The organism is Salipiger sp. PrR003, assembly GCF_010500785.1.
In the GTDB taxonomy this organism is placed as follows: Bacteria; Pseudomonadota; Alphaproteobacteria; order Rhodobacterales; family Rhodobacteraceae; genus Salipiger; species Salipiger pacificus_A.
The window spans coordinates 290,829-313,915 of sequence record NZ_JAAGOV010000032.1; the positions used below are offsets into that span (position 1 = coordinate 290,829).

At 67.3% G+C, this 23,087-nt stretch carries 17 protein-coding genes; 2 read left to right on the forward strand and 15 right to left on the reverse strand.

Annotation, left to right across the window (positions count from 1 at the left end; genetic code table 11):
- Window position 1: 1 nt before the first annotated feature.
- The 7 genes from G0D83_RS09015 to G0D83_RS09045 all read right to left on the reverse strand — a co-directional run bounded on the left by G0D83_RS09015 (window position 2) and on the right by G0D83_RS09045 (window position 7,255).
- Window positions 2–817: a DUF3100 domain-containing protein gene (locus tag G0D83_RS09015; protein ID WP_164192256.1), complete on the reverse strand. Its 816-nt coding sequence runs from the start codon at window positions 815–817 to the stop codon at window positions 2–4.
- 98 nt (window positions 818–915) lie between these two features.
- Window positions 916–2,451 carry an aldehyde dehydrogenase family protein gene (locus G0D83_RS09020; RefSeq protein WP_164192260.1) on the reverse strand — a complete coding sequence of 512 codons (1,536 nt, stop codon included), beginning with the start codon at window positions 2,449–2,451 and terminating at the stop codon, window positions 916–918.
- Window positions 2,451–3,362: an NAD(P)-dependent oxidoreductase gene (locus G0D83_RS09025; RefSeq protein WP_164192263.1), complete on the reverse strand. Its 912-nt coding sequence runs from the start codon at window positions 3,360–3,362 to the stop codon at window positions 2,451–2,453. Before G0D83_RS09025 ends, G0D83_RS09020 begins: the two co-directional genes overlap by 1 nt.
- A gap of 129 nt (window positions 3,363–3,491) precedes the next feature.
- The gene (locus tag G0D83_RS09030) at window positions 3,492–4,400 is read right to left on the reverse strand and encodes a LysR family transcriptional regulator (RefSeq protein WP_164192266.1); all 909 of its coding nucleotides are present in this window, start codon (window positions 4,398–4,400) and stop codon (window positions 3,492–3,494) included.
- Window positions 4,400–5,539, reverse strand: coding sequence for a M20 aminoacylase family protein (locus G0D83_RS09035; protein ID WP_164192269.1), 1,140 nt, complete (start codon window positions 5,537–5,539; stop codon window positions 4,400–4,402). Before G0D83_RS09035 ends, G0D83_RS09030 begins: the two co-directional genes overlap by 1 nt.
- 40 nt (window positions 5,540–5,579) lie before the next feature.
- A complete protein-coding gene (locus tag G0D83_RS09040; protein WP_164192272.1) occupies window positions 5,580–6,476 on the reverse strand; it encodes a VOC family protein in 897 nt (298 codons plus the stop codon).
- A complete protein-coding gene (locus G0D83_RS09045) occupies window positions 6,473–7,255 on the reverse strand; it encodes a serine acetyltransferase (protein ID WP_164192274.1) in 783 nt (260 codons plus the stop codon). Before G0D83_RS09045 ends, G0D83_RS09040 begins: the two co-directional genes overlap by 4 nt.
- A 535-nt stretch (window positions 7,256–7,790) precedes the next feature.
- Between G0D83_RS09045 and G0D83_RS09050 the strand changes: the two genes are divergently transcribed.
- Both G0D83_RS09050 and G0D83_RS09055 read left to right on the forward strand, forming a co-directional pair.
- Window positions 7,791–9,692 carry a DUF3604 domain-containing protein gene (locus tag G0D83_RS09050; protein WP_164192279.1) on the forward strand — a complete coding sequence of 634 codons (1,902 nt, stop codon included), beginning with the start codon at window positions 7,791–7,793 and terminating at the stop codon, window positions 9,690–9,692.
- A gap of 263 nt (window positions 9,693–9,955) precedes the next feature.
- Window positions 9,956–11,524, forward strand: a complete 1,569-nt coding sequence (locus G0D83_RS09055; protein WP_164192282.1) for a hypothetical protein — start codon at window positions 9,956–9,958, stop codon at window positions 11,522–11,524.
- Window positions 11,525–11,645: 121 nt separating this feature from the next.
- Here G0D83_RS09055 and G0D83_RS09060 read toward each other — a convergent pair whose 3' ends face one another.
- The 8 genes from G0D83_RS09060 to G0D83_RS09095 form a co-directional block, all read right to left on the reverse strand.
- A complete protein-coding gene (locus tag G0D83_RS09060) occupies window positions 11,646–13,451 on the reverse strand; it encodes a SulP family inorganic anion transporter (protein WP_370457204.1) in 1,806 nt (601 codons plus the stop codon).
- 7 nt (window positions 13,452–13,458) lie between these two features.
- A complete protein-coding gene (locus G0D83_RS09065) occupies window positions 13,459–15,036 on the reverse strand; it encodes a sulfatase (protein ID WP_164192289.1) in 1,578 nt (525 codons plus the stop codon).
- Entirely contained in the window at window positions 15,036–16,973 is a 1,938-nt protein-coding gene (locus tag G0D83_RS09070) for a TRAP transporter fused permease subunit (protein ID WP_164192292.1), read from the reverse strand. The genes G0D83_RS09065 and G0D83_RS09070 overlap by 1 nt, the downstream gene beginning before the upstream one ends.
- Window positions 16,974–17,084: 111 nt before the next feature.
- A complete protein-coding gene (locus G0D83_RS09075) occupies window positions 17,085–18,095 on the reverse strand; it encodes a TAXI family TRAP transporter solute-binding subunit (RefSeq protein ID WP_164192296.1) in 1,011 nt (336 codons plus the stop codon).
- A gap of 83 nt (window positions 18,096–18,178) precedes the next feature.
- The gene (locus G0D83_RS09080; RefSeq protein ID WP_370457205.1) at window positions 18,179–19,288 is read right to left on the reverse strand and encodes a LysR substrate-binding domain-containing protein; all 1,110 of its coding nucleotides are present in this window, start codon (window positions 19,286–19,288) and stop codon (window positions 18,179–18,181) included.
- A gap of 298 nt (window positions 19,289–19,586) precedes the next feature.
- Window positions 19,587–20,612, reverse strand: a complete 1,026-nt coding sequence (locus G0D83_RS09085; RefSeq protein WP_108968817.1) for a YeiH family protein — start codon at window positions 20,610–20,612, stop codon at window positions 19,587–19,589.
- A 97-nt stretch (window positions 20,613–20,709) separates the two neighbouring features.
- Window positions 20,710–21,768: a TRAP transporter substrate-binding protein DctP gene (gene dctP / locus G0D83_RS09090; RefSeq protein WP_164192302.1), complete on the reverse strand. Its 1,059-nt coding sequence runs from the start codon at window positions 21,766–21,768 to the stop codon at window positions 20,710–20,712.
- Between the two features lie 29 nt (window positions 21,769–21,797).
- A complete protein-coding gene (locus G0D83_RS09095) occupies window positions 21,798–23,087 on the reverse strand; it encodes a TRAP transporter large permease (RefSeq protein ID WP_108968813.1) in 1,290 nt (429 codons plus the stop codon).

Below are 23,087 nucleotides of genomic sequence, written 5' to 3' on the forward strand. Positions count from 1 at the left end.
CTCAGGCTCCGGCGTTCGAGGGCTCTTTGCGGCCCAGCAGGTCGTAGAGTTTTTCGGTCAGCGGCAGCGCCACGAAGACGCAGAGGTAGAGACCGGTGGCATAGGTCAGCACGTTCGACGCGCCGGCGAGCGCGAGGATCTGCTCCTCCATATCCGGCACCGCGTGCACCAACGCCCCCGAGCAGGCCGCCATCATGCTGCCCGAGCCGATGCCGCAGGCCATGGCCAGCGCCTCGACCGAGAAGGCCCCGGTGGTGGCGAGGATCGAGGCGAGGATGGCGAAGATGAAGGTGCCGAAGAGCGTGCCGATCACGTAGACACCCATGACGCCTGCACCCTCCTGGCTCTTGAGGCCGTATTTGTCGGCGATGATCGCGATATTGGGCTCGCGCGCCACCGAAAAACAGGCACCGATGGACTCGCGGCCCATGCGCAGCACCAGCACGGCGACCGGGAAGGCCAGCAGGATGGTGCCAAGGTTGCCCAGCTCCTGCAGGATGAGTGCCGGACCGGCGGCGATGATCTGCTCCATCGACGGGCCGATGATCGTGCCGAACTTGGCAATGAAGGGCATGATCGCGATGACGATCAGCGGCGAGGCGGCGTGCACCTCGCGGTCGCGGATCAGCGCGCGCGCACCCGAGATCACGTTGGGGTTGATCAGCAGCCCCATGACAAAAGCATAGAGCAGCGGCAAGAGCAGGATCGAGCCGATGCCGATCGGCACGGCGATGACCCCGATAAGCTCGGCAATCACGGTGATGACCAGCACGCTGCCATGCAGCCGCCAGTCCAGAAGGATGTCTTTTATTGGCATGAGGGACCTCTCTGTTGTCGCCCCGTTGGGGGGGCGCATTGGCCGGGACCGGGCTGCTACCCGGTCCGCGGCAGAAATTGAAGGCGAAACTCCGCCGATCAGCCCGGCGCGTAGCCGAAGCCCTGCGCGGGGTTTTCCGCGGTCTCGACCCAGACCGATTTCGTCTGGGTGTAGGCGGCCAGCGCCTCGCGTCCCGACGAGCGGCCGTAGCCCGAGCGGCCGAAACCGCCAAAGGGCGACATGACGTTGATCGTCTTGTAGCTGTTGACCCAGAAGGTGCCCGCGCGGACTTGCGCCGCCATGCGATGCGCCCGGCCCACGTCCTGCGTCCAGACCGCGCCCGCCAGCCCGTAGGGCGTGGCATTGGCCAGCGCGATGGCCTCGTCCTCGGTTTCGAAGGGCAGCACCGAGACCACCGGGCCGAAGACTTCCTCGTTGGCGATGGTCATCTGCGGCGTCACCTGATCGACCACCGTGGGGGCAAAGAAGAAGCCGCCGCTTGCCGCCAGCGCCGCGGGTTTTGCGCCGCCGCTGGTGATCTGGGCGCCTTGGCTCACCGCCTCACGCACCATCTCGTCGATCTTCGACCATTGCCGCTGGTTGTTCACCGGGCCGATCTGGGTCGCCGGGTCCATCGGTGCGCCGACGGGAATGTTGTCAGCCGCAATGCTCAGCTTTTCAACCATTTGCGCATGCACAGAGCGGTGCACCAGCAGACGCGAGCCCGCCACGCAGCTCTGACCGCAGGACGCAAAGATCGCCGCCTGCGCCCCCACCACGGCGCGGTCGAGATCGGCATCGCCGAAGACGATGTTGGCCGATTTGCCGCCCAGTTCCAGCACCGAGGGCACCAGCCGCTTGGCCGCTGCGCCCGCGATCTTGGCTCCCGCCTCGGCGGAGCCGACAAAGACCACCAGCGCCGTCGCCGGGTTCTCGATCATCGCCTGACCCGAGCCCGGACCATCGCCCGCGATGACGTTGACAAGGCCCTTCGGCGCGCCCGCTTTCTCGCACAGGATGCCAACCACGATCGACGACAGCGGCGTCAACTCCGAGGGTTTGATCATCACGCCGTTGCCCGCACAGATCGCCGGGGCGACCTGCCAGCAGCAGGTGAAGAGCGGCGCGTTCCACGGAGTGATCTGGCTGACCACGCCGAGCGGCTCGTGACGGGTGTAGTTGAGGTGCGTCGAGGGCACCGGGATCACGTCGCCGGTGATCTTGTCGCACCAGCCCGCGTAATACTCGAACATCTCGGCCATGCGCCCCGGCTCGCCGGTGGTGTCACGGATCGGGCGGCCCGAGGAGAGGGCTTCCAGCTCCGACAGCGCGGCGGCATTGGCGCGCAGTTGCCGGCCAATCTCGAACATGATGCGGCCGCGCTCGGAGGCGGTCTTGGCGAACCATTCTTTCTGTGCCCGCGTCGCGGCCTCGGCGGCCTGTGCGACGACCTCGGCGCCTGCGTCCTTGTAGCGGGCGAAGACCTTGCCCGTCGCGGGATCGGTGAGCTCCAGCGCGTGGCCGGTGCCCGGCACCAATTCGCCGCCAACCCAGGAGTGCACCTCGGACGAGCCCGTCAGCTCCTTCAGCAGCTCGGCCACGCGGGCGGCGGTATCGACGATGTCCTTGGCCATCACATCTTGTCCTTCTGGCTCAGGCGGTCCACCGCGGGATCGCCCATATGCATGAAATCATCACCGTCCTTGAGCCCCGAGGTTTCCTCGGCCCAGAGATCGGCCACGAGGTCCGCCACCGGCATGGCGCAGCCGACGCTTCGCGCCAGTTCGCGGGCAAGCCGCACGTCCTTGCGCATCAGACCGGTGCTGAATCCGCTGTCGAAGCTGCGTGGCAGCACCCAGTTGGGGAAGTGGATTTTCGAGATGGCACTGCGGCCCGTCGCCGAGTTGATCACCCGCAGCGCGTCTTCCGCGCCAACGCCCGCCGCCTCTGCGAGCCGCAGCGCCTCGAGCGTGGTGACCATGTGGCTGGCCACCAGCATGTTGTTGACCAGCTTGGCGACATTGCCGGCGCCGCTCGGGCCGACGTGCAGGATCTTCGCCGCCATCGCCTCGAGCGCCGGCATCGCTGCGCCGACCCATTTCTCGTCGCCGCCGAGCATCACCGAAAGCTGGCCCGATGCCGCACCCGAGGGCCCGCCGCTCACCGGCGCGTCGAGGAAGCCGTGACCCGCCGCGTCGAGGGCCGCCGCCAGCTTGCGGCTGACCTCGGCTTCGGAGGTGGAGGTGTCGATGATGACCTTGGTCCCGGCTTCTGAGCCCAGCAGCCCCGCGCCCTGTGCCGCGGCGATGACGCCTTCGACATGCGCCGCCGTGGGCAGCGAAAGCACGATGACGTCCGCTGTCGCGAAGACGTCTTCCGGGCTCGCCTTGGGCGCGATGCCCGCCTCGCGGGCGCGGTCCTGCGCCGCGGGAGAAGGATCGTAGCCCGCGACCTCGAACCCGGCGCGAGCAAGGCTCGACGCCATGCCGAAGCCCATCGCCCCAAGTCCGATCACCCCGGCCCGTTTGCCTGTCCCTGTCGCCATGTGATCTCCTGTCGTTGTGCGTCGCCGGCCACGTTCGGCTGGCGTTTCGCTTAGCTAACCGGAGGAAAGGCGTTCACAGGTAGAGGGCACATTGCGCACATCGCGTTGCTTTCAGGGCAACACCAGAGATCACGGGCGGAAGGCCACCATGCGGTCGGACAGGAAGCTCGCCACCAGGTCGACCGATTTCGGCAGGCGGCGGCGGGCGCGCACCATGAGGTGCGTGCTGACCCGGTGGAGCGCCGGCTCGTCCAGTTCGACCACCGCCAGATCCCCACGATCCGCCTGAATGGACGCGGAAAATCTCGGCAGGAAGGTCACGCCCATGCCCGCGCTCACGTAGCGGATCAACAGCGCGATGGAGGCGGTCTCCACATGCACCCGCAGCGCCAGCCCGCGGTCGGCGGCGACCTGCCCGACGAGGTGCCGGATGGCGTGGCGCGCATCGAGCATGGCGACGGGATGCTCCAGCACCTCGGCAAGCCCGACGCTCTGCCGACACGCCAATGATGAATTCGCAGGCACAACCGCGCAGAGCGGCTGACGCCCCATGGCCAGCGAGCGGGTCGCCTCGGTCACCAGCGGGTTATAGGCGATTCCGATATCGGCCTCTCCCTCGATCACGCGGCGCTGCAGCTCGTCGGTGCCGGCGTGGTCGATGGCAAAGCGCAGGTCGGGCTGCAGCCGGCTCAGCTCCGACAGGCCGTTCTCCATCAGGTCGGCGGTGAACCCCTCTCCGAGCGCGATGCGCACGGTCTGCGTGCGTCCCGCGCGGTAGCGGCCGATCTGATCGAGAAGGAAGGTCTGCTCGTCCTGCAGATGCAGCGCGTGCTCGCGCAGGAGTTCCCCGGCCTCGGTCACCGTCACGCCCTTTGAGCTGCGCTCGAAGAGCGTCACCCCAAGCCGGGCCTCGGCCTCGGCGATCTTGCGCGAGATCGCCGAGGGCACGACATTCAACCGATCTGCCGCACGGCGGATCGATCCCTCCTGCGCGACCGCGAGAAACTCGCGCAGGAAACGGCTGTCGAGCGCGTCCATCAGTCCCGCGTGGCGCGGCGGGCGAGGCGCACCCAGAACTCCGCGCCGGCGGGCAGCACCGCGTCGTTGAAGTCGAACTTCGCCGAGTGCAGCCCCGGGTTCTCGCCCTCGCGCGCGGCCCCGAGCCAGAGGTAGGCGCCGGGCACCTCGTTCAGCATGAAGGCGAAATCCTCCGAGGCCATGCTTGGGCCGGTTATCGCGGTATCGAGCCCCATCTCCGCCGCCACGTCGCGCGCCAGCGCGGCCTCGGGGGCGGTGTTGATCGTCGCGGGGTAGCGGCGCTGGTAGTCGATGTTGGCGGTACAGCCCTGCGCGGCGGCCTCGGCGGTGGCCACCCGGCGGACACGCTCTTCGATGATGTCACCGGCCTCGGCCCCGAACCAGCGACAGGTGCCGCTCAATACCGCGCGGTCGGGGCAGACGTTGTAGGCCGAGCCGCTGTGGATCTGGGTGACCGAAACGACGCCGGGCTCGAGCGGCGAGAGCGCGCGGGCCGGGATCTCTTGCAGCGCCGCGGCGGCGCGCCCGGCGGCGGCGATCACGCCGTCGGATTGCTCGGGCATGGCGCCATGCCCGCCCTTGCCGAGGATCTCGATGTCGAAGACCGAGAAGGCCGCCATCATCTTGTCGTCGCGTGCCACGAAGCGCCCCGGCGCGAGGCCGGGCCAGTTGTGGATGCCGAAGATCTTGTCGACGGGAAACTGCGTGAAAAGCCCCTGCTCGACCATGACCCGCGCGCCGCCCTCGCTTTCCTCGGCGGGCTGGAAGATCAGCGTGACGGTGCCTTGCTCGACGCCTTCCGCCGCGATCTGCCGCGCGGCAAGCAGCAGCATGGCGGTGTGCCCGTCATGGCCGCAGGCGTGCATCTTGCCGGGGATGGTCGAGGCATGGGCCGCGCCCGTCGCCTCGACGATGGGGAGCGCGTCGATGTCGGCGCGCAGACCGATCACCGGCGCGCCCTGCCCCATCTGCGCCACGACGCCGGTGCCCGCAAGACCGCGGTGCACGCGCCATCCCCAGCCGGTGAGCAGCCCCGCGATCATCTCCGAGGTCCGGTGTTCTTCGAAACCCAGCTCGGGGTGGCGGTGCAGGTCGTGGCGCCAGGCAATGGCTTCGGCGATGTGGTCTTGGTCGAACATGAGGTCTCCTTGGGGACGCGCTCTCGCGACCCGTCTTAAATCAGGGCGCCGAGGGCGCCTCCCGAAAGGTCAGCAGGATGCCGCCCAGCCGTGCGTGCTCGGTCAGGACAAGTGCGCCGCCGATCTCATGACTGGCGAACCCGCCCGAGTCCACGAAGGGGCGGACCCGATCCAGCGCCCGGCAGCCGATGTCGAGCGAGATCACCGAGGGCGCGCCGTCCGGAGCAAGGTCTTCGGGCAACGGGCCAAAGAAGACCCGGGCCGCATCTCGGCCAAGTACCCGCCAGTGCCCCTTGCCGGTGGCGACGGTGAAGCCCCAGCCGGTTTCGGTGACTGCCTCGGAGCCATGCAGTGTGGCGAGCCAGTCCCTTACCGCAGGTTGGTCCACCGGCGCGGCGAGGATCGTGGCAGAGACAAAGCCCTGCGCGCCGTTGGGGTGGTCCATCCATTCGGGGAATTCGATGAGGTCGCGCCGGTGCTGCTGGCAGGCGAACATCGACAGCCGCGGCAGGCCGGGCCGGGTGAAGATCTTCAGTGTCGTGGCAGTGCGGTCACGCGCGCCGTCATCGCGGGTCACATCGCGGCCGAACTCGATGGTGCCCTCGCAGTGACCGCCGCGCGCGACGACGGCCGCTTCGTCCGCCGCGGCGTCGCCGGAGTTGAGCGCCGTGAGGGAGACGCCTTCACGCTCGGCCAGCCAGTTCTGCACGTGTCGGCCAAAACGGAAGTCGCCCGCCGGGTGCCCGTCGAGCAGGCTCTTGTCGCCGATCCCCACGAGTTCCAGCAGTTGATTGCGGAAGATCACCAGCGCGGTCGAGGTGCCCCAAGGGTGCATCCCCGGAGGCTTCATCAGGAACCCGAGCGAAAGGTAGGTCTCGCGCGCCTCGGCCAGGTCGCGCACGCAGACCAACGGGTGGTCGATCCCAAGCGAGGTCATTCCGCCCGGCCTTTCAACTCGGCAAGCTTTGCAAATCCAGAAAAACGTCCGACGCCGCGATCAATGCCGCGAGGGCCGGTCACGACATGGCCGGGCGGGACATCCCTGGTCACGATTGCTCCGGCAGCCACCGTCGCCCCTGTCCCCACCTCGACCGGCCCGAGGATCATCGCGCCCGCCCCGACCACCGCGCCGCGGCGCAGCTTGGGATGCCGCCCCTCCCCCATATCGACAAAGTTCGAACCCAGCGTGACCCCGTGCCAGAGGCTCACATCGTCTTCGATCACCGTGGTCTGGCCGATCACCAGCCCGAGCCCGTGATCGAACCAGACGCCGCGACCGATGGTTGCCTGCGGCCAGATCTCGACCGAGAGCGCCCGGGTGAACTGGCTCTTGACCGCCAGCGCAAGCTCTTCGCGCCCGACCAACCAGAGCGCCCGGCTCACCCTGTAGGACAAGAGCGCGTGATAGCCGTTCGCGAAAAGCAGCACGCGCGGCGCCCCGCCGGGCTGATCGTCGCGCGCGCTGGTGACCAGCAGATCGTCGAGCGCGGTCTCCAACATCTCGGCATCGTGGCGAAACAGCTCTACCGTCAGCCCGCGCAGCCACGCCCGCGCCCTGCCCTCGGGCAGGCAGGCGGTCAGCGCGGCGGCCATCAGGTCGGGCAGATCGGTCAGCTCGCCAGCCTCGATCCCGAGCAGCACCGAAAGCCCCGGCTCGTTGGCGAGCAGGTCACGGGTGTCGGGGAGAAGCGTCTGCTGCAGGGAATGTCCGCTCATGGCGCCTCACGGGTGGTCGAAGGATTCCACGAAGCTGCCCCGAGTAGAGTGCTGCGCACAAGAGCGAAAATATCCCCATCGCGTTGCCCTGAGGAGAACGCCAAGTCCGTGGCACAAGGCGCGGCGGGGCGAGGGTTCGCTTGAGGTCCCATCGCCGCGCATGTATGGCCCGCACCCCGATACTTGCTGCCGCGCGTCGAGAAACCTTCCGCGAATTGAGGGCGTCATCGACGACAGGGTCGACGGTCTTGATGCCTGGTAGGAGACCGCAAGCCGTGCCGCAGCGATGACAATCTTGTCGAACGGAAGGTCAGGGGCGGGAGTGACCTGGAACTGGGACGGACCAGGTGCTCGGCCCGCTGCGCCGCCCCAGGTGGGCATCGAGCCCGAAGCCGTCGTCGAAAATCTCTTTAATTTCGCAAGCGCAGCGGCGTGCCGATCGAAATGACCAGTTCTATGACATGCATCAATGACTCTCCGTCCTTGCAATCGGAACCTCGACCAGGGGTGATCTGAGCGGCGGGAGGGAAAGGACATGAAGGCTGTAGTTTCGGGCATCGGCGTCGCAGCGGTATGGGCCAGTGCCTCTCTCGCGCAGGGATACGCCGGAGATGTCGCGATCAGCGAAGACGACCTGCAGCTGGGGGTTGCGCAGTATTCGCCCTTTGTCGATCAGGCTTACCCGAACCGGGTCTTCTGGGGCGACACCCATCTGCACACCTCCTATTCCACCGACGCGGGTATGATCGGGAATGTCCTCGGCCCGGACGAGGCGTTCCGCTTCGCCCGCGGTGAGAAGGTGCGCGCGTCGGCGGGGACTTTCGCGCAGCTCATCCGTCCACTGGATTTCCTGGTTGTCGCCGACCACGCCGAGAACCTCGGTCTTGCGCCAATGATCTCGGAGTCGAACCCCGGCCTGCTGGCAAATATCTGGGGCCGGAAGCTCCACGATCTCGTCAAGGGCGGAGACCCCATCGGCGCCTACGTCGAGTGGGGCGCTGCCCTCAACGAGGCAACTGACATGATAAACGACGACGGCCTGCAGCGGACCATGTGGAACCGGATCGTCGACAGCGCCGAGAGGTTCAATCAGCCCGGCACTTTTTCCGCCATCCATGGGTTCGAATGGTCGTCGGGACCGAATGCAAACAATTTGCATCGTGTTGTCATGTTTCGCGACGATGCCGACAAGGTCGAAGACCTCGTGCCCTTTTCCACTTATGACAGCAGCGACCCCGAGGACCTGTGGGACTGGCTTGAACGCTACGAAGAGAAGACCGGCGGTCAGGTCATGGCCTTTGCCCACAATGGCAACCTCTCCAATGGCCTGATGTTCGACGACGAGAAGATGAACGGTGAGCCGATCGACGTCGACTACGCCGAGCGGCGCATGCGCTGGGAGCCCGTCTACGAGGTCACGCAGATGAAGGGCGACGGCGAGACGCATCCGATGCTCTCGCCCAACGACGAGTTCGCGGACTACTACACCTGGGACCGTGGGAATTTCGGAACCGAGCTGAAGACCCCCGAGATGCTGCCGCGCGAATATGCGCGGCAGGCGTTGGCGCGAGGGCTTAAGTACGAGCAGGAGATCGGCGCGAACCCCTTCAAATTCGGCATGATCGGCGCGACCGACAGCCATACCTCGCTCGCTACCACCCGCGAAGACAATTTCTTCGGTAAAGCAAGCATCGTCGAACCGGGCACCGGCGAGAACCGCTATGAGGACTTCATAGTCCAGCCGGTCATTCTTGGCGAGGATATCGCGATCCGGCACTATGAGGCGCTCGCTTCGGGCCTGGCCGGTGTCTGGGCGCGGGAGAACACCCGGGAGGCGATATGGGACGCGTTCAAGCGCAAGGAGGTCTATGCCACCACCGGCTCGCGCATCACGGTGCGCGTTTTCGCCGGCTGGGATTTCGAAGAGGACGAGGTACACCGCCCCGATTTTGCGCAGACGGGCTATGCCCGCGGCGTGCCGATGGGGGCGGATTTGTTTTCCGGGCCGGAGGGCGCGGCGCCGAACTTCATGGTGCGCGCCCTGCGTGATCCGGACGGGGCTAACCTCGACCGTATCCAGATGGTGAAGGGCTGGGTCGATGACGCGGGCGAGCCGCAGACCAAGGTCTTTGACGTGGTCTGGTCCGGGGATCGCGAGCCCGACGCCGAGGGTCAGTTGCCTGCCGTGGGCAGCACCGTCGACGGCGCGGAGTACACCAACACCATCGGCTCGGCGGCCCTCGGAGGCTTCTGGACCGACCCGGAGTTCGATCCCGCCCATGCAGCCTACTATTATGTCCGGGTGCTGGAGATACCTACGCCGTCCTGGCTGGCGTATGACGAGGCGTTTTACGGGCCGCTCGATCTGCCCGAAGATGCGGTGATGGTGCAGCAGGACCGCGCCTATACCTCGCCCATCTGGTACACACCGGGCTGACCAGCTGGCGGCACGGCGAGGCAGCGCGGCTGAACTGGCCGTGTCGGGTTCGGTTGCGCTCACCCTTTCTGGCATCGAGGGCCCGCCTCGCGCAGCTGTGCGTCATTGGACCCGAAGGCACTTTGTCGCGCCGGGTATTTCTGATGGGCCGTACGTTGCGGGCGCCGTTCAACTCCATGTTCCGAACACCGAATGCGTGCGATGCTATCTCGACCAGGGACGCAAGGTGGACGTGCACGCAGGCCCAAGGGGAGACGTCACTCATGACGGACACGGGATCAGCTCGCAGTCGGTGGCGCGCAGCACTTGCGGGACTTTCGGTCGTCATGGCGCTCTCAGGCTGCGAGCGCGCCGACCTGCCAGCGCCCGTTCGGCAAGCGGTCTCAGATGCGCCGATGGACGTCGCGCTGTTTTCCGGGGACGTGATGTTCAGCCTTGCTGAGCGGATCGAGGCGCAAGACCGCGCACTGCCCGTTACCGCCTATTTCGGGCTGTCCTCGCTTGGCGACACGCGGCTCGGGATCAAGGCCGCCGTCGATCTGCGAGATATCCAGCGCGATCTTCCGTCGCTGCTCTCGGGGCGGCTGGATCCGGATTGCGGGCTGGGGATCGAGCTCGGCCTCGCGCAGACGCAGGCCGAGGGTGACGCTGTGCGTGCGCGCGGCACCGTCAAGGCCGATCTCTACCGCTGCAAGGGCCGCGACACCGAAAGGGAGGCGCGCGGCGCCCATCTCTGGACCCAATTGGTCGATTTCGACGCCGTGCTGGGCGCAGGCCTCACCGGCGAATGCGTGGGCTTCGAGCTACGTGAGCTCGCGCTCGATCCGCGTGGGTTCCTCGGTGGGCTGGGCACCGCGTTCGGGATCACCGAAAAGGTCCGCAAAGCCATTCTTGACAAGGGGAACGCGGCCCTGCGCGATACACCGATCTGCCCGGACATGCCGCCGGCGCTCGAACGTTTGTCGCCGGATTTCGGCAGCGGCGGCGCGATCGAGATCGGCGATGGTGGCCTCGGCGCGGCGCTGTCGGGAACGGTGGAAACCGATGCCGAACGTCTGGTCGGGCTCATGGCGCTCTGGCAGGAGAAAGGGTTTCTGCCGGGGGCCGCCGAGGGTTTGTCCCCCTTGCAGCAAGGCGCGGTCGCGTTCCGTTTCGACCAGAGGCTCGAAACGCTCGAGCCCCCCGTGCCCTATCGTCTCGACCTCGGGATGAGCGCTGTGGCCCCCACACGGATCGGGCTGCGCGCAAGGCTCGACCTGAGCGCGCTGCAAGAGCGTTTGCCCGAGCTTGTCGAGGGCGCTCTGCTGGTGGACGACTGCAGCAGGCGGATCGAGCTGCGCGGTCTTGAGACCATCGCGCAGGCGAAGAGCCTCGTCGCCCTCGCGCGGCTCGAGGCGCGCAGCTTCACCTGCGAGCGCACCGGCGACAGCGCATGGCAGCGCGGCGCGCTGGAGCATTCCGAGGAGGTCGACGTGCGCGCCGAGGTCTCGGCGTCGCTGTCGGACAACTGCACGGTGTTTGAGCTTATCGACATCGCCCGCGACCCGCCGCTCCCGGTGATCTCTGAAGGGCGTCAGGGGGCGCGGACCCAAGCGGCCAGGACGCTGTTCATCGACGCCGTGGATGCCCTGCTCAAGGATCGCCCGCTGTGTCCCGACCTGCCCGAGGAGCTGCGCGTGCTCGACCCGCAGTTCAGCACCGGCGGGCCGGTGGAAATCGGCAACGGCGGTCTTGGCTTCGGACTGGAGGGGTCGGTCGATCTGAGCACCGGCACGATGATCGCCATCCTGACGCTGCTGCAAGAGCGGGGCGTTTTGCCGCCCCGCCCGTAATCGCCTCAGATTACGGCGCGTACCAGATGGGCGAGCTATAGGCGCGCTCCTTGGCCGAGGGTCTCCGCGGCTTTGGAGGTCTCCGCCGCCAGCCCCTCGTGGCGCCGATGACGCCGAGCGCTTAGCTTGGGGGCGATCTCCCGTCGCTTCGAACGCCGCCCGGTGCGGGTCGCCCGGCGCATTCGAGGAAGATGCGCTTCTCGCAGCTGGCGCAGATACCCGCGTCGAGCTTCGGCACGATCTCGGCAATGGCGTCGCCTTTCGAGAGGTGCAGCCGATCGCGCGTCAAACTGCGCAGCACCTTGAAGCGTGCGAGCTTGGTCAGCGTGCGGGGAGTCTTTACCTGCAGGTGCAGCGCGCCGCCGAGGTGGTCGCGCCGGCGCGCCTCGTCGAGGATGAGGTCCGCGCCCGCCAGATCGATGTCGCCTCCTCCCTTGACGATGAAGAGCATGGTCTTCTGCAGCGGGCGTTCGCGCTCAAGTCGGCGGAACTCGCGCCGAAGGAACTCGACCGATCCGAAGAAGAGTGGCCCGTCGAGACGGCAGACCATCAGCTGCGGGCATTCCTGCAGGCCATTGGGCGCGGCGTGTTTGAAGACGCGCCCCGGGGTTGACGGATCCGGCGCCCCCTGCCCGAGGAAGGGCCGGGCCGCGCCGCGCAGGAAGAAGCCGAGCGACAACAGCACGCCGACGTAGATCGCTGTTTCCAGATCGATCAGCAGCACGGTGACGAAGGTCACCCCCGCGATGATCGTCTCGGTCGAGGAGGAGGAAACAAGGTGGCGGATCTCGCGGAAGTCGATCAGCCGCCAGGCCACCAGCATGATCACCCCGGCGATGCCGGGGATTGGCACCACCGCAAAGGCCGGGGCGACCAGCAGCAGGATCCCGAAGAGAAAGGCCGAGGAGAAGATCGCGGAGAGCGGCGTGCGCGCGCCGGCGTCGTAGTTGATGCCCGAGCGGGTGAACGATGCCGAGCTGGGGTAGCAGCGGAACAAGCTGCCGATGACGTTGGATACGCCCTGGGCGAAGAACTCGCGGTTGCCGTCGATCATCTGCCCCGACCGCAGGGCCAGCGCGCGAGAGACCGAGAGCGCCTCGAGCAGGCCGACGATGGCGATGGCCATGGCCCCGCCGCCGAACTCGCGCAGATCGCCGAGCGAGAGGTCGGGCAAGGCCATGCTGGGCACGATCTCTCCCAGCGGGCCGATGGTGGCGATGCCCGCCTCGGCGCCGCCGAGCAGCAGGCTGAGGCCGGTGGCGAGCATCAGCGCAGCGAGGTAGTTGGGCCAGAGTGGCCGCCAGAGCTTGATCGCGAGCCCGATGCCGAAGGCCGCGCCGGAGATCGCCAGCGCGCGCCAGTCGGCCGCAAGCGCGCCCTCGGGGATGGCCGAGAGAAAGGCGCCGAGATCGCTGGTCGAGGGCAAAGCCACGCCCAGCACATGGCGGATCTGGCTCAGCGCAATGAGGATCGCGGCGCCGGTGACGAAACCGGTCATCACCGAATGCGAGACGAAATCCACCAGCGCGCCGAGCCGCGCGAGGGCAAACGCAAGCTGGATGAGCCCTATCATCAGGCACAGGGTGATCGCGGCGGTGATATACTCGGGCGAACCCGGCACGTAACTTCCAGAGAGCGTCGCGAAGAGCATGATCGACAGCGCGGTGGTGGGCCCCGAGACCGCCTGCCAGCTTGAGCCGAGCAATGCCGCGGTCAGGGTCGAGACCATCGCGGTGTAAAAGCCGTATTCCGCCGGCAGCCCGGCGATGGCGGCAAAGGCCACGCCCTGCGGCAGCACAAGCGTCGCGCCGGTGAGCCCCGCCATGAGGTCGGCGCGCAACGTGTGGCGGGAGGTCAGCCCGATCCAATCTGGAACCAAAGCGGAGACGCGCGCCCGCAGGGCGCGCGGCGAGGTGCGTGCGTCCACCATCGGATCAGGCGCGGGCGATCGGCGCGGGCGCGGTTTCGGTATGCGCCAGCTCGGCCTGCAGCAGCTGCTCGAGAAGCCGCGCCTTCACCAACGCCGCCTCCGGCGCATCCCAGAGATTGCGCAGCTCGCCCGGGTCGGCCTCGAGATCGTAGAGCTCGCCCCAGCCCAGCCCCTGGAAGACCGAGAGCCGGTAGCGCGCGTCGCGCAGGCTGTGCACGTTGGGGCAGACCCCAAGCCCGTCCATCTTTGCCTGGTGCGCGTATTGGATCAGCACGCCCTCGGGGGCGCTCGCCTCGGACATCAGATCGCGCCCCTGCATGCCCCAGGCCTGCTCGATCTTGGCCCGCTCAAGGATGGTGGCCCCGATGTCGAGCGTCTGGCCGAGCCTGTCACTGCGCGCGCTCTGATCGCGCTGTGGGTCGGCCCAGATGAACGGCACGCGGGTGATCTGCTCGTATTGCTCGGACCCCTTGAAGAGCAGGCGATGATCGCCGAGGTGATCGCCGTGGTCCGAGGTGAAGATGGTGACGGTCTCATCGCCGCGCCCGCTGGTCGCAAGCGCGCCCTGCACCCGGCCCACCGCGTCGTCGATCATCGTGATCATGCCGCAGGTCAGCGCCTGCGCCTCCTGCGCCTCGCGCGCCGAGCAGCCTATGGCGTTCATTCCCTGAAGATTGGCCTTGCCGTCCTCGCGCGCGCCCAGCACGCCTGCCACATGTGGCGGTGGCGTCCAGTCGTTCGAGGTGAAGGCAATGGGCACCGGCATGTCCTCGGGCTTGTACATGTCCCAATAGTCGCCCGGCGGGTTGAACGGGTGGTGCGGGTCGGGCCAGCTCACCATCAGGAAGAACGGCTTTTCGCTGTCGCGGCGCTCTTCGAGCCAGGCGCAGGCACGCTCGGCGATGTAGGAGGTGGAATAGAGCTCGGCCGGGATCGCCGTGCGCACCGCCTGCGGGCAGGTGTAGTCGTGCGGCAACTGGTTCTTGGCCCCCATCTTGGACCCCAGCTCGGGATCGCGCTCGAGCGCCCAGCGGGTGTAGTCGCCACCGACGTGGTCGCCGTGGCCGGTGACCAGTTCGACGTGGTTGAAGCCGTAAAAGGGCACCGGCACCGCAGGCATTTCGCCCGACCAGAAATCCGGCTCCTCGACGTGGTAGACCGGCGTGGCGAAATCGTTGCGCACCGCCTCGCGCAGGGCGCCGTTGGCCTTGTGGTAGCCGGGCCGCGCTTCGGGCGGCGTCTGCACCGGCGGAATCCCGGTGAACGTCTGCAGGTGGCTCTTGCCGATCAGCGCCGTGTCATAGCCCGCGTCGCGCAGCAGCTCGACAAAGGTCACGTTGCGCTGCGACAGCGGGATGCCGTTGAAGCGCACACCGTGGCCCGAGGGCATGCGTCCCGTCATCAGGCTGGCGCGGTTGGGCATGCAGACGGGGCTCGCCACGTAGAAGCGGTCGAAGGCGGTGCCGCGGGCCGCCATTGCGTCGATGTTCGGCGTGCGCACGATCGGGTGACCGTAGCAGCCGAGGAAATCGGCGCGGTGCTGGTCCGTGATGAACAGGATGAAGCTCGGGCGGTCGGACATCAGATTGCCTCGGCGGGTTGAAGTTTCGCGGTGCGGCGCCAGACGGCGAGCACAACGCCCAGGGCCAGCGCGGCGGTGCCGGCAAGCACGAAGGGCGACAGGAGGGTGAAGGCGCACGCAAGGCGCAGCAGGCGCTCCCAGAGCGGCAAGCGCTGCTTGTCAAAGCCGATGAGCGCGCTCGAGGCGAGGTAGAGCGAGACCGCCAGCGTCAGCAGAGAGAAGGCGACGAAGCCAAGCGAGGCGCTGGCCGCAGCCTCGGTGCCCAGCAGCAGCGCCGGGTTGTAGACGAAGGCGAAGGGCACGAGGAAGATCATCGCGCCGATCCGCGTCGCCTCGACCGCCGTGCCGATGGGCTTGCCCTTCGAGATCGAGGCCGCCGCATAGGCCGCGATGGCCACCGGCGGGGTGATCACCGAGGCGACGCCGAAGAAGAAGACGAACATATGCGCGGTCAGCAGCTCGACGCCGAAGCCGGTGAGCGTGGGCCCCATCACGGCGACGATGGCGATATAGGCCGGAAGCGTCGGCATCCCCATGCCCAGCACGATGCAGCCGGCGGCGGCGATCAGCAGCGCGGCCATCAGCGAGCTGCTCGCGGCATTGGCCAGCAGCACGGCGAACTTCGTCGGAATGCCGGTGGCATTCAGGGTCGAAACGACGATGCCCACCATGGCGATCGCGATGGCCAGCTGCGCGACGGTCTTGCCGCCCTCGGCCAATGCTTCGATCAGCCTCCACGGCGCGCGGCGGATCTCGGGGTTGATGAAGCTCATCGGGATCAGCAGGAAGATCGCCGCGATGGAGGCCCCGGCCGGCGACAGGCCCGAGACCAGCAGCCAGACGATCAGAGCGATCGGCCCGAAGACCAGCGCGAGGTTGATCCAGTCCTGCCCGGTCGGCGGCTCGATGGCCTCGTCTTCCTCGCGCGCGGTGATGCCGAGCTTCTCGGCCTCGAAGAAGACCGCGAGGAAGAGGCTGACGTAATAGGCGATGGCGGGGATCAGCACGGCGAGGATCACCGCGAGGTAGCTGACGCCGACGATATCGGCCATGACCAGCGCGGCGGCGCCCATGATGGGGGGCAGGATCTGCCCGCCGGTGGAGGCTGCGGCCTCGACCGCGCCGGCGAAGTTGCCGGAAAAGCCGCGCCGGCGGATCATCGGGATGGTGACCACCCCGGTGCCCACGACGTTGGCCACGGCGCTGCCCGAGACCGTGCCGAAAAGCGCCGAGGCGGAGATCGCCGCGTAGGCCGGTCCGCCGCGAAAGCGGCGCATCAGGTGGAAGGAGATGCGGATCATCGAGCCGCCCGCGCCGCAGCCTTCGAGCACGGCGCCGAGGATGATGAAGGGCAGCACGGTCGACAGCACGATGCCCATGATGTTGCCCAGGATACCCTGGCTGGCGTCGTACCAGGTGTTCTGGGCGATGAACTCGTTCATGTCGCCGACGATGGTCTGGAACACCCCCGGCCAGTAGGGGCCGGTGGCGAGATAGGCAAAGACCACGGCACCGAGGATGGCGATGGGCGCGCCCCAGAGCCGCCAGCAGGCGACGATCGACAGCACGGCGGGGATCGCCGCCATCCAGGCCTCGCGCGCCGAGAAGAACATGAAGCTGTCCTTGAGCACCATCGAAACCTGGTAGTAGTCCCAGGACACCCAGCTTATCAGCCCAAGCGCGACGGCGTAGCCGATCAGGTGGAAGACGGTGAGCTTTTCCTCGCGGGTCAGGCGCAGCGCGTCCCAGATCAGGAAGCTGAGGAAGCAGAGCCAGTAGAACAACGGCCGGAACCAGTCGAGCTCGAACGGACCGACGCGCGGCAACACGCCGTAGGTTGGCAGCACATTGGCAAGCCCGGCAAGGGCGATGACAAGTCCAACGGCAAGACCTGCCCAGTGCAAGGTCTTCACCCTGCGTGCGATCGAAACTGTCATGAGGTGTCCTCCTGGCCCGGTGCGGGCCCTACGCCGGGGTTCGGCGGTGCCCCGGCCCTTGCGCAGGCCGGGGAAGGTTCAACTGGTCCGGCGGTCCGCCGGGGGGGCGGGTCATTCGGGCTTGAGCGCGTCCGGGATGGTGATGCCCTGTTCCTCGTAGTAGCGCGCCGCGCCCGGGTGCAGCGGCATGTTGGCACCGGCAGAGGGCTCGTCGGTGTTCAGCCGCGCAAGCAAGGCGTTGGACGACTTCATGGCGTCGAGGTTGTCGAAGAACGACTTGGTGAGCGCATAGGCCGCCTCGTCCGAGAGGTCCTTGTTGGCGCCCATCATCATCACCGTCACCATGATGTTCTGGTCGGCATCGCCATTCACCTGGCCCTGGTAGGTGCCGGCCGGCACGACATCGGTGCGCACCGCCTGATCGGCGAGATAGTCGGCCCAACCGTCGCTGGCGACCACCTCGTCCGGCACGCCGAGCACTCGGATCTCGCGCTGCAGGCTCAGCTCTTGCACCGATTGCTGGCCGACGGCGGCGGACATGATGAACATGTCGAACTGCCCGTCCTGAAAGGCCTGGCTCGAGGCTTCCCACGGCAGGCGGATGCCTTCATAGTCGCCGCCATCCTCGAAGCCGCCCGTGGCCTCGCGCACCATGCCGCGGGCCTGGTTGGCGGCGGCGCCGGCGGGCGGGCCAACGTAGACGCGCTTGCCCTTGATGTCGTCCCAGCTCTCGATGCCGCTGTCGGCCCAGACGATTGGGTGGAACGAGCCGCCCGGGAAGGTGAACAGCATGCGCATGTTGCCGGCGAAGGCCTGCGCCTGCTCGGCGGTCTTCTCGTAGGGGCCAACGCCGCGCTTCATCGCGCCATAGGCAGGTGGCGGAACCACGGCCAGATCGAGCTGGCCGGCGCCAACTTTCATCACCGAGCGGGTCAGCACCTGACCGAGCGAAACCTGCAGATCATAGCCCGCGTCCGTGGTGAACTGCGCCCAGGTTTGCGGCACAATGCCGGTGAGCGAGGCGCTGCCGCCGCCCTCGATACCCAGCGTCTCGGCGCTGACGGGCAGGCTGGCGCCCGCAAGCATCGCTGCCACGGTCATGAATTTCAGGGTCTTGAACATCCGCTCTCCTCCGGTTCGGATTTCTCCTCTGCGGCCCGAGACTATATCATGCGTGAGGGAATGACCTATTCCTTCTCGGCCCGTTACATACCAATTTCGGTATGAATGGGTGCGCGGGAGAGGCGCTCGCGGACCATGGTCAGCAAGGTCCGCAGCGCCGGACCCTCCTGCGTGCCCGGCACCGTCGTCAGCCCGACCGGCCCCTTCAGCGTCTCGTCCGAGATCGGCAGGATCACCACCTCGCCCGCGGCGCTGGCGTCCGCGACAAGCGCCTCGACCGTCACCACCACGTGGGTCGCGGCGCGGATGGTCTTGATGTTGAACCCCGCGTCGATGGACTCGATGGCGAAGTCGGGGGCGACAAAGCCGCTCTTGACCAAAAAGCGCTCCAGCTCCTGCCGGATGATCGTGCCGGGGATTGGCGCCAGCATGGGCTCTTCCAGCAGCGTGCCCAGATCGACCCGCGCCCCGGGCTGCGCGAGCGGATGCGCGCTGCCCACCGCGAAGACGATCGACTCGTCGTAAAGATGCTGGAAGCTCAACCCGTGCATGGCGGTGGAATCCGACAGCCGCCCGATCACCACGTCGAGCGCCCCTTGCCGCAGCCGCGCCAGCAGCTCCGAGTTGGAGCCCGAGACGACGCGCACCGTGGTGTGCGGGTAGAGCTGCTGGAAATCATCGACGATCCCCGGAAGCGTCAGCCCGCAGACGTTGGGCAGCGCGCCGATGCGCAAGAGTTCGCGGCTGCCGCCCATGCCCTGTGTCGCCTGCAGCCCCTCGGTCAGCAGCGCCATGGCGGCCTCTGCGGCATCGAAGAGCTTGCGGCCATGCACTGTCAGCACAGCGCCGCGCTGCGAGCGGTCGAAGAGCGTGACATCAAGCGTTGTCTCGAGCTCGCGGATCGAGCGCGAGACGGCAGGCTGGGTCAGCCCCAGCACATCTGCGGCAGCCATGAAGCTGCCGCGCTGCGCGACTTCGAGAAAGCAGCGGACCTGGCGAAAGCGAAGCCGGGCGAGAAGGCGTGTGGGGTTTTCGATGGCGAGCCTCGCGATACCGTTTGGGATCAGTCTATTCGTGAAAACGAAGCGCGGCCATCTGATCGGCAGGAGCGGCACCGTCAAGCCAAGCGCAGGCAGAACTCGGGCAGCGGCACAGGGCGCTGGCGACTGGCGCGCTTCGGGACCGGCTGGCACACGCGCCGCTCAGCCCGGACCTCGGTGACCGCCCAGGCGTAAAGTCCCGCGAGGATGTGCAAACCGCGGCAGAATGCCCCTCTCGCTGCCCATGGTCGAGAGCTGATCGTCGCCGATGGCGCCTATGGAGGAACTCCCCCCACCCTCAGCCGCGCGCTCGATGCGGGCGAAAACGCCATGCCCTCCGACAGGACCGGGAGGCGGATCGTCTGCGACATTCGGCCCCACGCCGCGCGGCGTAGAGCCGGCTGACCGAAGGACGTCAGGCCGCCCCCCGCTCCAACTCAAGCGGTCCCGCTCAGACCAGCCCGAGCATGAGCGGAATCAGCACCAGCGCCGCGAGCGCCGCGGTCTGCACCGCCAGCATGGCGATTGCCGTGCCGCCCACGTCGGCGAGCTTGGCCAGCGAGGTCTTCATGCCAACCGCGGCCACGGCGGTCACCAGCAACGCGCGCGACAGGGTCGAGGCGGGGGCGATCACCGCCTCGGGGACGAGGTGGAAGGAATTGAGCGCCGCCAGCACGAGAAAGGCCGCGACGAAGGCTGGCAGCAGCGGCGGGCGTGCCTCGGTCGCGGGCACGTGGCGGCGCATGGCCAGCGCGCCGATCAGCACCACCGGGGCCAGCATGGTCACGCGGATCAGCTTGACCACCGTGGCAATGTCGCCGGTCTCGTCCGAAACCGAGTAGCCCGCTCCCACCACCTGCGCCACGTCGTGGATCGTGCCGCCGAGGAAAAGGCCGGTCAGGTGCTGGTCGAGCCCCAGCGCCTCGGCAAGGATAGGGTAGACGATCATCGCCACCGTGGAAAAGGCGGTGACCGAGATCACGGTGAACGAGAGATCCCGCTCTGCGGTCTCGCGCTGCGGGAGGATCGACGAGATCGCCATCGCCGCCGAGGCGCCGCAGATCGCCACCGAGCCGCCAGTCAGAAAGCCGAAGGCGCGGTCCTTGCCGACAAAGCGCGACAACAGGATCGAGGCGAGGATGGTCACCGCCACGCAGAGCGCGATGATCAGCACGAAGCCCCAGCCGATCTGCCGCACCATGTCGAGCGAGACCCGCAGTCCGAGCAGTGCCACACCGATCCGCAGCAGCCCCTTCGCGGCGAAGGTGATGCCGGGACCGGTGTTTTCATGCTCGGACAGGAAATGGAACGGGATGCCGAGCAGGATCGCCATGAGCATGACCGGCGCGCCGTAGTGGTTCGACAGGAACTGCGCCGCCATCGCCAGCACGATCGCCAGCGCCGTGCCGGGCGCGAGGGCCTTGGCCCGTGCGATGATGCGACGGGGGTCCGAAAGGGTGGCGGTAAGGGCGCTCATGTCCTGTCCTCGGTGTGCTCTGGATTTGTCTTGGGCCGGGCCCGGAGGCCCGTGCCGCGGCGGGCGCGCCCCTTGAAAAGGACGCGCCCGCAAGGGTTTACTGGATGTCGCTGGCGCGCTCGGCGTCAAGCTCTTCCGTCGCGGTCTGCACCGCCGCCTGCATGGCGTTGAAGATCTCCTCCCCGCCCTCGACGTTTGCAGTGAACCACTCGTAGACCGGCTGCGCGGCCTCGGCGAAGGCTTGCTTCTCTTCGGGCGTCGGCACGTAGAGATCGCCGCCGCCGTCGGTGAATTCCTTGTAGGCCGGAATCGACTTGCGCTTGGGCGACGCGAAGGTCGCCTGCTGGAGCTGGTAGAACCCGTCGACCACCACGCGGCGCATGTCCTCGGGCAGGGCCAGGAATTTCTCGTTCGACATCCACCAGAGCGCGCCCATGTAGGCGTGGCCGTCGAGCGTGACATATTGCAGCCCGGCCTCGGGGAACTTCATCGACATGATGTCGGTGATGCCGTTCTTCGTGCCCTCGACCACGCCGGTCTGCAGCGAGGTGAAGAGCTCGGGCCAGGGGATCGGCGTCGGCGCGGCATCCAGCGCGCGCACCAGTTCCTGCGGCAGGTCGGCGACCACGGTCCGGATCTTCATGCCCTTGAGATCCCCGGGCGTCTGCACGCGCTGCTTGGTGTTGGCGAAGTTGCGCCAGCCTCCGGTGTTGCCGATGGTCATCAGGCGGATCATGCCGCCCGAGTCCTCCAGCGCCATCGAGCGCATGGTGCGGGTGAAATCGCCAGAAAGCACCTTCTCGGCGACCCGGTCGTCCTGCATCAGGTAGGGCAGATCGAGCACCTGCACGTAGGGGAACAGCCCCGCCGCGCCGCCGGAGGTCGAGATGTAGACGTCGATCGAGCCATCGGCGACGCCCTGCAGGCATTCCGCCCCGTTCGAGCAGAGCTGCGTGCCCATGTAGATCTCGACCCCGATGGCGCCGTTCGAGGCGCTCTCGACGTAGGACTTGAAGACCTGCAGGCCGTCGTAATCCTCGTCGTTCTCGTTCGAGTTGGCGACCGCACGGATGGTGTAATCCTGCGCCATCGCCGGAATGGCGAGGGCCGTGGTAAGGGCCAGCGATGCCGCCAGCGTAAGGGTCTTCCTGAGCATGTTATCCTCCCTGATAGCTCTGGATTTTCTTAATTCGCGAACCCGGTCAGTCGCGGGATCGTCATGGAAATCGCGGGGAAATAGGTGATCAGGAAGATCACCGCGATCTCGACCGCGAGGAATGGCAGAATGGCGCGGGCAATGGTCGTCACCCGCTCGCCCGACACGGCCGAGGCAACGAAGAGCACCAGCCCCATGGGCGGCGTCGCCAGCCCCACGGTCAGGTTCACGCACATGATGATGGCGAAATGCACCGAGTCGACGCCCATGCCGGTGAACACCGGGCCGAGGATCGGGCCAAGGATGATGATCGCTGGCCCCGCATCGAGGAACATGCCCACCGCAAAGAGCAGCAGGTTGATCAGGAACAGCAGCAGCAGCGGGTTCTCTGTCAGCGACAGGATGAAGTCGGCCATCTGCTGCGGCGCGTGCGAGAGCGACACCACGGTCTTGAACGACATCGCCGCACCGACCAGCAGCAGCACCACCGCCGAGGTCAGCCCGGCCCGGCCCAGCACATCGGGCAGCTCGGCAAAGCGCAGCGTCTTCAGCACGAAGAGGCTGATGAAGAGCGCGTAGAACACCGCCACCGCCGCCGCCTCGGTCGGGGTGAAGACGCCCGCGAGGATGCCGCCGAGGATGATGACCGGCGTCAGCAGCGGGAAGAAGGCCTTGAGGCTCGCTTGCCCGCGTTCGCCCCAGCTGTATTTGCGCGAGGCGACGGGGAAGTCGTAGCGGTTGGCCATGACCTTGATGAGCAGCATCAGCCCGACGCCGACCAGCACCCCGGGCACCAGCCCGGCAAGGAAGAGCGCGGCGACGCTCTCGCCCATGACATAGGCGTAGATGATCATGATCCCCGAGGGCGGGATGATCGGCCCGATCACCGAGCTTGCAGCGGTGATCGCGGCGGCAAAGCGGCGGGTGTAGCCCTGCTTCTCCATCGCCGGGATCAGCATCGAGCCGAGCGCCGATGTGTCTGCCACCGCCGAGCCCGAGAGCCCGGCAAAGAGCATCGAGGACATCACGTTCACATGCGCCAGCCCGCCGCGCAGATGCCCCATGAAGGCCTGGCTGAATTCCACGAGGCGGTGCGTGATGCCGCCACGGTTCATGATCTCGCCCGCCAGCATGAAGAAGGGGATCGCCATCAGCGGGAAGCTGTCCATGCCGTTGTAGAGGTTGCGGTAGAGCAGCGTCAGATCGCGCTCCTGCCCGTTGAGGAACAGCAGGATGCCCGGCGCGGCGAGCAGGCCGAAGAATACCGGCAAGCCGATCATCAGGAAGACGAGGAAGAGCGGAAGGAACCAGATCAGCAT